Annotated in this window: 15 protein-coding genes; 14 read left to right on the top strand and 1 reads right to left on the bottom strand. The window is 70.0% G+C overall.

The window, feature by feature from the left end; all coding sequences use genetic code 11:
- Nucleotides 1–10: 10 nt before the first annotated feature.
- The 14 genes from prmC (at nt 11) to ACFO3J_RS05180 (ending at nt 12,685) form a co-directional block, all read left to right on the top strand.
- Entirely contained in the window at nt 11–856 is an 846-nt protein-coding gene (gene prmC / locus ACFO3J_RS05245) for a peptide chain release factor N(5)-glutamine methyltransferase (RefSeq protein WP_386426542.1), read from the top strand.
- Between the two features lie 70 nt (nt 857–926).
- Nucleotides 927–1,574 carry an L-threonylcarbamoyladenylate synthase gene (locus tag ACFO3J_RS05240; RefSeq protein ID WP_386426540.1) on the top strand — a complete coding sequence of 216 codons (648 nt, stop codon included), beginning with the start codon at nt 927–929 and terminating at the stop codon, nt 1,572–1,574.
- 149 nt (nt 1,575–1,723) lie between these two features.
- A complete protein-coding gene (locus ACFO3J_RS05235) occupies nt 1,724–2,308 on the top strand; it encodes an arsenate reductase/protein-tyrosine-phosphatase family protein (RefSeq protein WP_386426613.1) in 585 nt (194 codons plus the stop codon).
- 290 nt (nt 2,309–2,598) lie between these two features.
- Nucleotides 2,599–3,906 (top strand): MraY family glycosyltransferase, encoded by a 1,308-nt coding sequence (locus ACFO3J_RS05230; protein WP_386426539.1) that lies wholly within the window; start codon nt 2,599–2,601, stop codon nt 3,904–3,906.
- Between the two features lie 319 nt (nt 3,907–4,225).
- Nucleotides 4,226–4,639 (top strand): hypothetical protein, encoded by a 414-nt coding sequence (locus ACFO3J_RS05225; RefSeq protein ID WP_386426537.1) that lies wholly within the window; start codon nt 4,226–4,228, stop codon nt 4,637–4,639.
- A gap of 249 nt (nt 4,640–4,888) precedes the next feature.
- Nucleotides 4,889–5,698 (top strand): F0F1 ATP synthase subunit A, encoded by an 810-nt coding sequence (atpB, locus tag ACFO3J_RS05220; RefSeq protein ID WP_386426535.1) that lies wholly within the window; start codon nt 4,889–4,891, stop codon nt 5,696–5,698.
- 82 nt (nt 5,699–5,780) lie between these two features.
- Entirely contained in the window at nt 5,781–6,029 is a 249-nt protein-coding gene (locus tag ACFO3J_RS05215) for an ATP synthase subunit c family protein (RefSeq protein ID WP_093736492.1), read from the top strand.
- A gap of 40 nt (nt 6,030–6,069) precedes the next feature.
- On the top strand, nt 6,070–6,624 hold the full coding sequence (locus tag ACFO3J_RS05210; RefSeq protein ID WP_386426534.1) for a F0F1 ATP synthase subunit B: 555 nt from the start codon (nt 6,070–6,072) through the stop codon (nt 6,622–6,624).
- The gene (locus ACFO3J_RS05205) at nt 6,621–7,436 is read left to right on the top strand and encodes a F0F1 ATP synthase subunit delta (protein WP_386426533.1); all 816 of its coding nucleotides are present in this window, start codon (nt 6,621–6,623) and stop codon (nt 7,434–7,436) included. The genes ACFO3J_RS05210 and ACFO3J_RS05205 overlap by 4 nt, the downstream gene beginning before the upstream one ends.
- A 128-nt stretch (nt 7,437–7,564) precedes the next feature.
- The gene (gene atpA / locus ACFO3J_RS05200; protein ID WP_386426531.1) at nt 7,565–9,136 is read left to right on the top strand and encodes a F0F1 ATP synthase subunit alpha; all 1,572 of its coding nucleotides are present in this window, start codon (nt 7,565–7,567) and stop codon (nt 9,134–9,136) included.
- A 2-nt stretch (nt 9,137–9,138) separates the two neighbouring features.
- Nucleotides 9,139–10,062, top strand: a complete 924-nt coding sequence (locus tag ACFO3J_RS05195; RefSeq protein WP_386426530.1) for a F0F1 ATP synthase subunit gamma — start codon at nt 9,139–9,141, stop codon at nt 10,060–10,062.
- Between the two features lie 5 nt (nt 10,063–10,067).
- Nucleotides 10,068–11,519, top strand: coding sequence for a F0F1 ATP synthase subunit beta (gene atpD / locus ACFO3J_RS05190; protein WP_386426529.1), 1,452 nt, complete (start codon nt 10,068–10,070; stop codon nt 11,517–11,519).
- Between the two features lie 138 nt (nt 11,520–11,657).
- A complete protein-coding gene (locus tag ACFO3J_RS05185) occupies nt 11,658–12,035 on the top strand; it encodes a F0F1 ATP synthase subunit epsilon (RefSeq protein ID WP_386426527.1) in 378 nt (125 codons plus the stop codon).
- A 203-nt stretch (nt 12,036–12,238) separates the two neighbouring features.
- Nucleotides 12,239–12,685: a DUF2550 domain-containing protein gene (locus tag ACFO3J_RS05180; RefSeq protein ID WP_386426525.1), complete on the top strand. Its 447-nt coding sequence runs from the start codon at nt 12,239–12,241 to the stop codon at nt 12,683–12,685.
- Between the two features lie 212 nt (nt 12,686–12,897).
- Here ACFO3J_RS05180 and ACFO3J_RS05175 read toward each other — a convergent pair whose 3' ends face one another.
- Entirely contained in the window at nt 12,898–13,470 is a 573-nt protein-coding gene (locus ACFO3J_RS05175) for a cob(I)yrinic acid a,c-diamide adenosyltransferase (RefSeq protein WP_386426523.1), read from the bottom strand.
- Between the last annotated feature and the right edge of the window lie 172 nt (nt 13,471–13,642).

The raw sequence follows: 13,642 nt of genomic DNA, 5'->3' as shown, positions 1-13,642 counted from the left end.
GGAAGCGACCGTGAACCTGCTGCTCGCCGAGGTGGCGCAGGCCGCCCAGCGACTCGCCGACGCGGGCGTGCCCTCGCCGCGCTTCGACGCCGAGGAGCTGGCCGCCTATGTCCACGGCGTCAAGCGCGGCGAGCTGCACAGCGTGGCCGACGCGGAGTTCGACGCGCGCTACTGGGAGGCGGTCGCGCGCCGCGAGGCCCGCGAACCGCTCCAGCACATCACCGGGCGCGCGTTCTTCCGCTATCTGGAACTCCAGGTCGGCCCGGGGGTGTTCGTGCCCCGGCCGGAGACCGAGTCGGTGGTCGGCTGGGCCATAGACGCGGTACGGGCGATGGACGTCGCCGAACCGCTGATCGTCGATCTGTGCACCGGTTCGGGCGCCATCGCGCTCGCGCTGGCCCAAGAGGTGCCGCGCTCCCGGGTGCACGCCGTGGAACTGTCCGAACAGGCCCTGGAATGGGCCCGCAAGAACGTTTCGGGCAGCAAGGTCGACCTGCGGCAGGGCAACGCGCTCAGCGCCTTCCCCGACCTCAACGGCCAAGTCGACCTGGTGATCTCCAACCCGCCCTACATCCCGCTCACCGAGTGGGAGTACGTGGCGCCGGAAGCCCGCGACCACGATCCCGAACTCGCCCTGTTCTCCGGCGAGGACGGCCTGGACACCATCCGCGGCATCGAGCGCACCGCGCACCGGCTGCTGCGGCCCGGCGGCGTCGTCGTCGTCGAGCACGCCGACTCCCAGGGCGGCCAGGTCCCCTGGATCTTCAAGGAGGACGCGGGCTGGGCGGACGCGGCCGACCACCCCGATCTCAACAACCGCCCCCGGTTCACCACGGCGCGTAAGGCTCGGCCGTGAGCGGGTCCCCTGATACCTTCCGGGGCCCGTCCTTGGGTATGTCTTTGGGTACGTCTTTGGAGGTCAGCTAATGGCACGGCGATACGACTGCTCCGACGCGACTGAGCGGATCACCGGTCTGCGAGAGGCCGACTCGGCGGTCAAGCGCGGCGATCTGGTCGTGCTGCCCACCGACACGGTCTACGGAATCGGTGCGGACGCCTTCGACGCCGAGGCGGTCGGCGACCTGCTGGAGGCCAAGGGCCGCGGGCGCAACATGCCCTCGCCGGTGCTGGTCGGGTCCCCGAACACCCTGCACGGCATCGTCACCGACTTCTCCGAGCAGGCGTGGGAGCTGGTGGACGCCTTCTGGCCGGGAGCGCTCACCCTGGTCACCAAGCACCAGCCGTCGCTGCGCTGGGACCTGGGCGACACCCGCGGCACCGTCGCGGTCCGGATGCCGCTGCACCCGGTCGCAATCGAACTGCTGATCGAAACGGGGCCGATGGCGGTCTCCAGCGCCAATCTGACCGGCCAGCCCTCACCGCAGGACTGCGACGCCGCGCAGGCGATGCTGGGCGACTCGGTGGCCGTCTACCTGGACGGCGGGCCCACGCCCGCCGCGGTGCCCTCCTCCATCGTGGACGTGACCGGCAGGGTTCCGGTGCTGCTGCGAGCCGGGGCGATCAGCGCGGAGGAGCTGCGCAAGGTCGTCCCCGACTTGCAGGTCCGCAGTTGACGCCCGACGGGCGTGGCATACGGGGTCTCACCCTCCCCGGTGGGGTCCCGGCGCAGCTCAACGGGCAGCTGCCGGCACAGCTCACCGGGCAGGTCCCGGCCTACGTCCCCGGGTACGTCACCGCCGGGCAGAGCGACGACGTCTTCCGGGTGCTCCACGTCTGCACCGGGAACGTCTGCCGCTCGCCGATGGCCGAGCGGCTGATGCGGCACGGCATGGCCCGGCGGCTCGGTGACGGCGCCGCGGGCATCCTGGTGGAGTCGGCCGGCACCTGGGGGCACGAGGGCGCGCCCATGGAGGCGCACGCCGCCGCGGTGCTGACCGAGTTCGGCGCCGATCCGGCCGGCTTCACCGGCCGGGAGCTGCTGGACGACCACGTGATCGGCGCCGACCTGGTGCTGACCGCCACCCGCGACCACCGCGCCCAGGTGATCTCGATGGGCCACGCCGCGGGCCTGCGGACCTTCACGCTGAAGGAGTTCACCCGGCTGGTCCGGGCGATAGACCAGGCCACGCTGCCCGACGGCGGGGTCACCGAGCGGGCCCGCGCCCTGGTGCGGGCCGCCGCCGCGCTGCGCGGCTGGCTGCTGGCGCCGAGCCCGGACGCGGACGAGGTGCACGATCCCTACGGCGCTCCCGTGTCGTACTTCCGCAGCATCGGCGAGGAGATCCACACCGCGCTCGACCCGGTGGTGACCGCCCTGACCGGCATCCCGGCCCCGGCGGCCGTCTAGCGACGGCTCCTGCCGTCCGCCGGGGCCCCGGCGCCGCATACCACCGGGGAGCTGCCGGAACGCCGCTGGGAGGCCGCTGGAAAGCCGCCGGGACGCCTCTCGAAGGTGCCGGGACCGCGCGGGGAATCCCGCGATACCCAGTCGGAGGTCACCGCAACCGTCCGGGCTCCCTGTGAGTCTCTACAGGTGTTCGCCGTCCCGGCCCGGTCACCACTAGGGTGTGACGCTGTGAGGAACCCCCGGACGCGTGCGCATCTCGGCTGCGCCCCCGATCACCTCGGAGGCTGCCCGTGCGCGAGTATCTGCTGACCCTGTGCGTCTCCGCCGCCGTCACGTATCTGCTGACCGGCCCGGTACGGAAGTTCGCCATCGCGGCCGGTGCCATGCCGGAAATCCGCGCGCGTGACGTCCACCGCGAACCGACGCCGCGGCTCGGCGGCATCGCCATGTTCGGCGGACTGTGCGCGGGACTCCTGGTGGCCGCGCATCTGAGCAACATCGGGGATGTCTTCACCCAGTCCACCGAGCCGCGGGCGCTGCTGTCCGGGGCCAGCCTGATCTGGCTGCTGGGCGTGCTGGACGACAAGTGGGGCGTGGACGCCCTGATCAAGCTGGGCGTGCAGATGATCGCCGCCGGTGTGATGGTCTGGCAGGGCCTGACCATCCTGTGGCTGCCGGTTCCGGGCATCGGCCCGGTCGCGCTCACCCCCGTCCAGTCCACGCTGCTCACCGTGGCGCTGGTCGTGATCACCATCAACGCGGTCAACTTCGTGGACGGCCTGGACGGCCTGGCGGCCGGTGTGGTCTGCATCGCGTCCATCGCGTTCTTCATGTACGCCTACCGCATGTGGTACGGCTACGGCGTCGAGGCGGCCGCGCCCGCGACGCTGTTCAGCGCGATCCTGATCGGGATGTGCGTCGGCTTCCTGCCGCACAACATCCACCCGGCGCGGATCTTCATGGGCGACTCGGGGTCGATGCTGATCGGCCTGGTGCTGGCCTCCGGCGCGATCTCGATCACCGGCCAGGTGGACCCGGATGTGATCACCGACTTCACCGGGTCGCCCCGGAGCACCGTGCACTTCATGGTGCCGGTCTACATGCCGCTGCTGCTGCCGCTGACGATGATCGCCATCCCGGCCGCCGACCTGGTGCTCGCGGTGGTGCGCCGGACCTGGAAGGGCCAGTCGCCGTTCGCCGCCGACCGCGGTCACCTGCACCACCGGCTGCTGGAGATCGGGCACTCGCACAGCCGGGCCGTGCTCATCATGTACTTCTGGTCGGCGCTGATCGCCTTCGCCGCGGTGGCGTTCTCGGTGAATTCCTCCAGCCTGCTGATCGTGCTGGTCATCGCCTCGCTGAGCGCGGTGGGCCTGGTCGTGCTGCTGCTGCCGCGGGTCCGGCCGCGGGCCCCGCACTGGGCCGAGTCGCTGGTGCCGCCGCGCTACCGGCGCCGCCGTCGCCGGCTGGCGGCCGCCGCTGCCGCCGCCGAGCAGGAGATGCTGTCCGCCGATCCGCCCGCGCTGAACGGCTCGACCGCGATCGGCGACCGCTCCCAGCTGCCGGACCGCCGGCGCCCGGTGGACAGTCACCGGTGAATTCAGCTGAATTCACCGGAAACGCCGGATGAATTCCACTGTGGGTATTGGACAATTCGGTCAAATCGGTCAACTCACTCGTATGAGTGGGTCATTGGCAGCGTGTCGGTAGCTCGTGCGTGTGACGGGCAGCACATCTCCATGGTAAAGACCGGATCAAATACTTTGTGATACCGTTCACGAAACCCGGGAAACAGCCGAAAGACCATAGTGCGACGGTCTTCCGGCGTGAGGCACGTCTTCAGCCTCGACCAGCCCCGGATACGCTCGTCTCCGACGACATCCGCTTTCCCCAACTCCCGCCGGAGGAGCTGCCCCCATGCAGTCCAACGACGTCCGAACCCTCCTGAACTGCACCGTCCCCACTGCCGCGGCCGGTGCCATCGCCACCGTTGTCAGCGGTGCGATGGCCGGCGGCAAGGGAGCGATCGGCGCCGCCGCCGGCACGTTGGTCGTGATCGCCTTCATGGCGATCGGGATGGTGGTGCTGCAACGCACCGCGAAGACCTACCCGTCGCTGTTCCAGATGATGGGTCTGGCTCTGTACACGGTGCAGATCCTGCTGCTCGCGATCGTGCTCGCCGCGTTCCGGGACACCTCGCTCTTCAACACCAGGGCCTTCGCCTTCTCGCTGCTGGCCGCCGCGCTCGTCTGGATCGCCGCGCAGGCCAGGGCGCACATGAAGGCCAAGATCCTGTACGTGGAGCCCGAGTCGGCGGGGACCGCGTCGTGACCTCCGGGCACGACCGCCCCGGCCACCGGGGTAGGGCCCCTGTAAAGAGCCGCTCGCTCATTTGCTATCGTCCCGACTCAACTGCGGCTGAGGTGCGGCGAGCGGTGACCCGGTCCTTCTCGCCGCTGGATTCAGCGCCGACCCGCCGCCCCCACATCCGTACCACCTGTCCAGTGCCGTTCCGCGGCTCAGCGCCGCGCCGACACATCGAGGTTGCCGTACCCATGCGTCACGCTGAAGGAGCTCTCGGTGAGTGCTGACCAGGTTCTCGCCTTCGAGACGAACTGCCACATCTTCGACGGATGCGGTTTTCCGGCCCCGGGACTGCACTCGTTCCACTTCCGTCCGATCTTCACTGTCGACGGCTTCCACTTCGACAAGCCGATCCTGCTGGCGCTGCTCAGCACGGTGGTGGTGGTGGCCTTCTTCTGGGCCGCCTTCGGCAGGCCCAAGGTGGTCCCCGGCAAACTGCAGATGATCGGTGAGGCGGGTTACGACTTCGTCCGCCGCGGGATCGTCTACGAGACGATGGGCAAGAAGGCCGGCGAGAAGTACGTACCGCTGATGGTGTCGCTGTTCTTCACGGTCTGGATCATGAACATCTGGGCGATCATCCCGCTCGCCCAGTTCCCGGTGACGTCGATCATCTCGTTCCCGGCGGCACTGGCGATCATCGTCTACGTCACCTGGCTCTTCCTGACCTTCAAGAAGCACGGTTTTGTCGGCGCCCTGAAGAACATCTCCGGCTACGACAAGAACCTCGGCAAGGTACTGGTCCTCTCGGTGCCGATCGAGCTCTTCTCCAACCTGCTGGTCCGGCCGTTCACCCACGCGGTCCGACTGTTCGCCAACATGTTCGCCGGCCACACCCTGCTGCTGCTGTTCACCATCGCCAGCTGGTACCTGCTCAACGGCATCGGGATCATCTACGCGAGCGTGTCGTTCGTCATGACCGTCGTGCTCATCGCCTTCGAGCTGTTCATCGAGGCCGTTCAGGCCTATGTGTTCGTGCTGCTGGCCTGCAACTACGTGCAGGGCGCTCTCGCCGAGAACCACTGAGCACCCCGCCCCCCTTACGACCCTGACAGATGTTCCGGTGGCCAACCCCCACCGGTCCGTGAAAGAGAAGGAAGTCCCCGGCATGTCCGCACTCGCGCACGCGACGCTCGCCGCCGTATCGATCAAGGGCAACCTCGGCTCGATCGGCTACGGTCTGGCCGCCGTCGGCCCCGGCGTCGGCATCGGCATCATCTTCGGCAACGGCACCCAGGCGCTGGCCCGCCAGCCCGAGGCGGCCGGCCTGATCCGCGCCAACCAGATCCTCGGCTTCGCCTTCTGCGAGGCGCTCGCCCTGATCGGTCTGGTCATGCCGTTCGTCTACCCCTCCTGATCTCGGCTGACGACGGAACCCACAGACGGAAGGCACTGATGTGATCGCCCTGGTACCGCTGGCGGCCAGTAACGCGGAGAACCCGCTGATCCCGCCGATTCCCGAGCTCATCATCGGCCTGATCGCCTTCGCCATCGTCTTCATCTTCCTTGCCAAGAAGCTCCTCCCGAACATCAACAAGGTTCTGGACGAGCGCCGGGAGGCCATCGAAGGCGGCATGGAGAAGGCCGAGGCCGCCCAGACCGAGGCGCAGCAGGCTCTCGACCAGTACCGCGCCCAGCTCGCCGAGGCCCGGCACGAGGCCGCGCGGCTGCGCCAGGAGGCGCAGGAGCAGGGCGCGGCGCTCATCGCGGAGATGCGGGCCGAGGGCCAGCGTCAGCGCGAGGAGATCGTCACGGCCGGCCACGCGCAGATCGAGGCCGACCGCAAGGCCGCGGCCGCCGCGCTGCGGCAGGACGTCGGCAAGCTGGCCGCCGAGCTGGCCGGCAAGCTGGTCGGCGAGGCCCTGGAGGACTCCGCCCGGCAGAGCCGCACCATCGACCGCTTCCTCGACGGACTCGACGGGGCGGCGCCCACCGCCGAGGCGACCCGGTGAACGGAGCGAGCCGCGAGGCCCTGCACGCCGCCCGGGAGCAGCTCGACGCGCTGACCGACAACACGTCGGTCGACGTCGCGCGGCTCGCCTCGGAGCTGGCCTCCGTCACCGCGCTGCTCAACCGCGAGGGGACGCTGCGCCGGGCGCTGAGCGACCCGGCGAAGTCCGGCGAGGCCAAGGCCGAGCTGGCCCGGCGGCTGCTCGGCGCCCAGATCGGCGAGGACAGCCTCGACCTGCTGTCCGGCCTGGTCCGCTCCCGCTGGTCGCGGTCCCGCGACCTGGTGGACGCGGTCGAGGAGCTCGCCGACATCGCCGACCTGATCGCCGCCCAGCGCGCGGGCGCGCTGGACGACGTGGAGGACGAGCTGTTCCGGTTCGGCCGGATCCTGTCCGGCAGCAGCGAGCTGCGCTCGGCACTGGCCAACCAGGTGTCCGGCGGCGAGGCCAAGGCCGGACTGCTGCACTCCCTGCTGGGCGGCCGCGCCGATCCGGTCACCGAACGGCTGGTGACCAGGCTGGTCACCGCGCCGCGAGGACGTAGCCTGGAAAGCGGGATCGAATCCCTGTCCAAGCTGGCGGCGGCCCGCCGCAACCGGATGGTCGCGGAAGTGACCTCGGCGACTCCGCTGAGTGATCGGCAGCGGCAGCGGTTGGCCGACTCGCTGGCCAGGATCTACGGCCGGCAGGTGCACCTGAACCTGGACGTGGACCCGACGGTCCTGGGCGGGCTGCGGATCCGCATCGGCGACGAGGTCATCAACGGCGCCATCTCCGACCGCCTCGATGAGGCGGCCCGGCGGATGGCCGGCTGACGGTCACCGTCTCAACACCAACTCAACAAGCATCAACGCGGCCCGAGTTGGGCCGGCGGTTTGCTCTGGGGGAGATCCCCCGGAACCCCCAGAAACTTCGGGCCCAACAAGGAGAGCAGGGAACCCAGATGGCGGAGCTCACGATCCGGCCGGAGGAGATCCGGGACGCGCTGGAGACGTTTGTCCAGTCGTACCAGCCGGACGCCGCCTCGCGCGAGGAGGTCGGCACGGTCAGCGTTGCCGGAGACGGCATCGCGAAGGTCGAGGGACTGCCCTCGGCGATGGCGAACGAACTGCTGAGGTTCGAGGACGGCACCCTCGGTCTCGCCCTCAACCTCGAAGAGCGCGAGATCGGCGCCATCATCCTCGGCGAGTTCAGTGGGATCGAGGAGGGCCAGCCGGTGCACCGCACCGGCGAGGTGCTCTCGGTCGCGGTCGGCGAGGGCTACCTCGGCCGGGTCGTGGACCCGCTGGGCGCCCCCATCGACGGCCTCGGCGAGATCGAGACCGACGGCCGCCGCGCCCTTGAGCTGCAGGCCCCCTCGGTCATGCAGCGCAAGTCGGTGCACGAGCCGATGCAGACCGGCCTCAAGGCCGTCGACTCGATGACCCCGATCGGCCGCGGTCAGCGCCAGCTGATCATCGGCGACCGGCAGACCGGCAAGTCGGCGCTGGCCATCGACACGATCATCAACCAGCGCGACAACTGGCGCTCCGGCGACCCGAAGAAGCAGGTCCGCTGCATCTACGTCGCCATCGGCCAGAAGGGCTCCACCATCGCCGGCGTGCGCGCCGCGCTGGAGGAGGCCGGCGCGCTGGAGTACACCACCATCGTCGCCGCCCCGGCGTCCGACCCGGCCGGCTTCAAGTACCTGGCGCCGTACACCGGTTCGGCCATCGGCCAGCACTGGATGTACCAGGGCAAGCACGTCCTGATCGTCTTCGACGACCTGAGCAAGCAGGCCGACGCCTACCGCGCGGTCTCCCTGCTGCTGCGCCGCCCGCCGGGCCGCGAGGCCTACCCCGGCGACGTCTTCTACCTGCACTCCCGGCTGCTGGAGCGCTGCGCGAAGCTCTCCGACGAGCTGGGCGCCGGCTCCATGACCGGTCTGCCGATCGTGGAGACCAAGGCCAACGACGTGTCGGCGTTCATCCCGACCAACGTCATCTCCATCACCGACGGCCAGTGCTTCCTGGAGTCGGACCTGTTCAACGCCGGACAGCGCCCCGCGCTGAACGTCGGTATCTCGGTCTCCCGGGTCGGCGGCTCGGCGCAGATCAAGGCCATGAAGAGCGTCTCCGGACGGCTGCGGGTGGACCTGGCCCAGTTCCGCGAGCTGGAGGCGTTCGCCGCCTTCGGTTCCGACCTGGACGCGGCCTCCAAGGCGCAGCTGGAGCGCGGCCAGCGCATGGTCGAGCTGCTCAAGCAGGGCCAGTACGCGCCCTACCCGATCGAGGACCAGGTCGTCTCCATCTGGGCCGGCACCACCGGCAAGCTGGACGACGTACCGGTCGAGGACGTACGCCGCTTCGAGCGGGAACTGCTGGACTACCTGCACCGCGAGCACAAGTCGCTGCTCACCGCGATCGTCGAGACCGGCAAGCTGCCGGACGAGACCGTCGAGGTGCTCACCGACGCCGTGGCCGCGTTCAAGAGGCAGTTCGAGACGTCCTCCGGCGCGCTGCTGGTCGAGGGCTGATCATGGGCGCACAGCTTCGCGTCTACAAGCGCCGGATCAGGGGCATCACCGCCACCAAGAAGATCACCAAGGCGATGGAGATGATCTCCGCGTCGCGCATCATCAAGGCCCAGCGCCAGGTGACCGCCTCCTCGCCGTACGCCGACGAGCTGACCCGCGCGGTGACCGCGGTGGCCACCGGCTCCAACACCAAGCACCCGCTGACCACCGAGGCCGAGAACCCGACCCGTGCCGCGGTCCTGCTGATCACCAGCGACCGCGGCCTGGCCGGCGGCTACTCGTCCAACGCGATCAAGGCGGCCGAGCGGCTCACCGAGCGGCTGCGCGCGGAGGGCAAGGAGGTCGACCACTACCTGGTCGGCCGCAAGGCCCTGGCCTACTACGGCTTCCGTGACCGTGCGGTCGCGCAGTCCTGGACCGGCTTCAGCGACAGCCCGCGGTACGGCGACGCCAAGGACGTCTCGGCGCCGCTCATCGAGTCGGTGCAGCGGGAGACCGCCGACGGCGGCGTGGACGAACTGCACATCGTCTTCACCGAGTTCATCTCGATGATGACGCAGAACCCGGTCACCCGGCGGCTGCTGCCGCTGTCGCTGGACGAGGTGGCGGCGCCGGAGCGGACGGAGCAGCAGCCGGGCAAAATCCTGCCGCTGTACGAGTTCGAGCCGTCCGCCGAGGGCGTCCTGGACGCGCTGCTGCCGCGGTACGTCGAGAGCCGGGTCTACAACGCGCTGCTGCAGGCCGCCGCTTCCGAGCACGCGGCCCGCCGCCGGGCGATGAAGTCGGCGACCGACAACGCGGAAGACCTCATCAAGTCGCTGACGCGGCTAGCCAACGCGGCCCGACAGGCCGACATCACCCAGGAAATCAGCGAGATCGTCGGTGGCGCCAGCGCCCTGGCCGACGCGAGCGCGGGGAGTGACTGACCACTATGACCACCACTGTTGAATCGGCCGCTGCGAGTGGCGTCGCCACTGGCCGCGTCGCTCGGGTCATCGGCCCGGTCGTCGACGTGGAGTTCCCCGTCGACTCCATGCCGGAGATCTACAACGCGCTGCACGTCGATGTGGCCGACACCTCCGAGTCGGGCGCCAAGACGCTGACCCTCGAAGTGGCCCAGCACCTGGGCGACGGCCTGGTCCGCGCCATCTCGATGCAGCCCACCGACGGCCTGGTCCGCCAGGCCCCGGTGACCGACACCGGCAACGGCATCACGGTGCCGGTCGGCGACGTCACCAAGGGCCGGGTGTTCAACACCCTGGGCCAGATCCTGAACGACCCGGAGGCCGAGTCCGAGGTTACCGAGCGCTGGCCGATCCACCGCAAGGCCCCGGCCTTCGACCAGCTCGAACCGAAGACCGAGATGTTCGAGACCGGTCTGAAGGTCGTCGACCTGCTCACCCCGTACGTCAAGGGCGGCAAGATCGGCCTGTTCGGCGGCGCGGGCGTCGGCAAGACCGTGCTCATCCAGGAAATGATCATGCGGGTGGCCAAGCTGCACGAGGGCGTCTCGGTGTTCGCCGGCGTCGGCGAGCGCACCCGTGAGGGCAACGACCTGATCGCGGAGATGACCGAGTCCGGTGTGCTGCCGCAGACCGCGCTGGTCTTCGGCCAGATGGACGAGCCGCCGGGCACCCGGCTGCGGGTCGCGCTGGCCGGTCTGACCATGGCGGAGTACTTCCGCGATGTGCAGAACCAGGACGTGCTGTTCTTCATCGACAACATCTTCCGCTTCACCCAGGCCGGCTCCGAGGTCTCCACGCTGCTCGGCCGGATGCCGTCCGCGGTGGGCTACCAGCCGAACCTGGCGGACGAGATGGGCCAGCTGCAGGAGCGGATCACCTCCACCCGCGGCCACTCCATCACCTCGATGCAGGCGATCTACGTCCCCGCGGACGACCTGACCGACCCGGCCCCGGCCACCACCTTCGCGCACCTCGACGCGACGACGGTGCTGTCCCGGCCGATCTCGGAGAAGGGCATCTACCCCGCGGTGGACCCGCTCGACTCCACCTCCCGCATCCTGGACCCGCGCTACATCGCGCAGGACCACTACGACACCGCGATGCGCGTCAAGGGAATCCTGCAGAAGTACAAGGATCTCCAGGACATCATCTCCATCCTCGGCATCGACGAACTGGGCGAGGAGGACAAGCTCACCGTCTTCCGCGCCCGCCGGATCGAGCGCTTCCTGTCGCAGAACACCCACGCGGCCAAGCAGTTCACCGGTGTCGACGGCTCGGACGTGACCCTGGACGAGTCGGTGGCGGCGTTCAACGCCATCGCCGACGGTGACTACGATCACTTCCCCGAGCAGGCGTTCTTCATGTGCGGTGGCCTGGAGGACCTGAAGGCCAACGCGGCCAAGCTCGGCGTCAACTGACACCGGGCCTGCCGGCGTACGGCACACGCGGCAGGGGGGCGGCCTGGCACAACCCAGGTGACCGCCCCCCTCTCGCACCCCCTATTCTTTGTCTTACGCATCCGCCGCAGGCGGTGGATGCCGACCCGAGGAGCCGTCTTGGCCGATCTTCACGTCGAGCTGGTGGCCGCGGACCGCAGCATCTGGTCCGGCGAGGCCACCCTGGTCATCGCCCGCACCACGTCGGGTGACATCGGCATCCTGCCGGGCCACGAGCCGTTGCTCGGGGTGCTCGAAACCGGACCGGTGACCATCCGCACCACCGACGAGGGCGGCACCGTGGTGGCGGCCGTGCACGGCGGGTTCATCTCGTTCTCCGACAACAAGCTCTCGATTCTCGCCGAGATCGCCGAGCTGGCCGACGAGATCGATGTGGCCCGGGCCGAGCGGGCGCTGGAGCGGTCCAGGTCCGACGCCGACGCGGGGGCCGAACGCCGCGCCGAGGTCCGGCTGGCCGCGGCGGCGGGCGACCGCTGAAACGACCACCGCACCCCACGTACCACCAGGTACGACCCCGTACCGCGCACCACGTACCACCAGTTTTCACCAACCACGACCGGTGACCACGCGACACCGGACGTAACAGCGGGAACACGGCGCCGCGGACTGCCCCACCGGGCGGTCCGCGGCTCCGGCACAGCAAGGGCGGCAACCATTCCAAGGCGAGGAGGTCGACGGACGTGATCCTCGCTTTCCAGGTGGGCTTCGCGATCATCGCGGCGGCGCTGCTGGGACTCTTCGTCTTCGGACTCCGCCGGCGCCTCATCCAGCGCCCCGGCGGCACCTTCGACTGCAGCCTGCGCGCGGCCCCGCCGGGGGACGCCGAGCAGGCCGGCAAGGGCTGGGTCTACGGCGTCGCCCGCTATGACAACGACCGGGTCGAGTGGTTCCGGGTCTTCTCCTACGCTCCCCGCCCGCGCCGGGTGCTGGACCGTCCGGCGATCGAGGTGCTGGGCCGCCGCGCCCCGCAGGGCTCCGAGGAGCTCGCGCTGCTCTCCGACGCGGTGGTGCTGTCCTGCGCGCACCGCGGCACCCGGCTGGAACTGGCGATGAGCGACGACGCGCTGACCGGTTTCCTGGCCTGGCTGGAGGCGGCGCCGCCCGGCCAGCGGGTCAACGTGGCCTGAGCGCTCACCGGCGGGCTGCGGCGGATCGGCCGGGGGGACCGGCCGGACCGCGGGGACCGGGAGCCGACGGGCGGCGGAGTCGACCCCCGGCCGTGTGGGGGGAGGTGCTCTCCGGGCGTCATGTTCCGCTCACCCGGCGTGTGCAGTGAGCGTAGAAAGGTCTGGACCATCGGTCAAGAGGTCTGGACCACATCCGCCCGGCGGCGGCCGGTTCAGCGGTTCTCGCCCGGCACCCACAAGATGTCGCCGGTCTCGGTGTTCGCCGTCCGCGCCAGGATGAAGAGCAGGTCGGACAGGCGGTTGAGGTAGGTCGCCGTCAGCGGGTTCATCGTCTGCCCGTGCTCGGCCAGCGCCGCCCAGGTGGACCGCTCCGCGCGGCGCACGACGGTGCTGGCCTGGTGCAGCAGCGCGGCGCCGGGCGTGCCGCCGGGCAGGATGAAGCTGCGCAGCTTCTCCAGGCCGGCCAGGAAGCGGTCGCAGTCGGCTTCCAGCCGGTCCACGTAGGACTGCTCGACCCGCAGCGGCGGGTGCTCCGGGTCGGCGACCACCGGGGTGGCCAGGTCCGCGCCCACGTCGAAGAGGTCGTTCTGCACGCGCACCACGACCGCGGCGACCTCCGGCGGCAGCGCGCCCAGGGCGAGCGCCACCCCCAGCGCGGCGTTCGCCTCGTTGGCGTCCGCGTAGGCGGCGATCCGCGGATCGGTCTTCGCGGTGCGGCTCATGTCGCCGAGTGAGGTCGTACCGTCGTCGCCGGTACGGGTGTAGATACGGGTGAGGTTGACCATGTCCCCGAGCGTAGGGCCTGCTGTCGGCGGTCGCGCGCCGGCCGACCGCCGGGCCGGGTCCGGGTGGGTGACCGGGTGCGCGTCCGCGCCCGGGTCCGTTGCCGTGTCGGTTTCCGGCGGGGCCCGATCGATTTCCGGCCGGACCCCAACTGTGCGACCAACGACACACGGT

The sequence above is a fragment of the Streptomyces polygonati genome (genome assembly GCF_042650325.1).
Taxonomy (GTDB): domain Bacteria; phylum Actinomycetota; class Actinomycetes; order Streptomycetales; family Streptomycetaceae; genus Actinacidiphila; species Actinacidiphila polygonati.
Note: the sequence above shows the minus strand (reverse complement) of the source record. Positions and strands in the feature narration are given on the sequence as shown.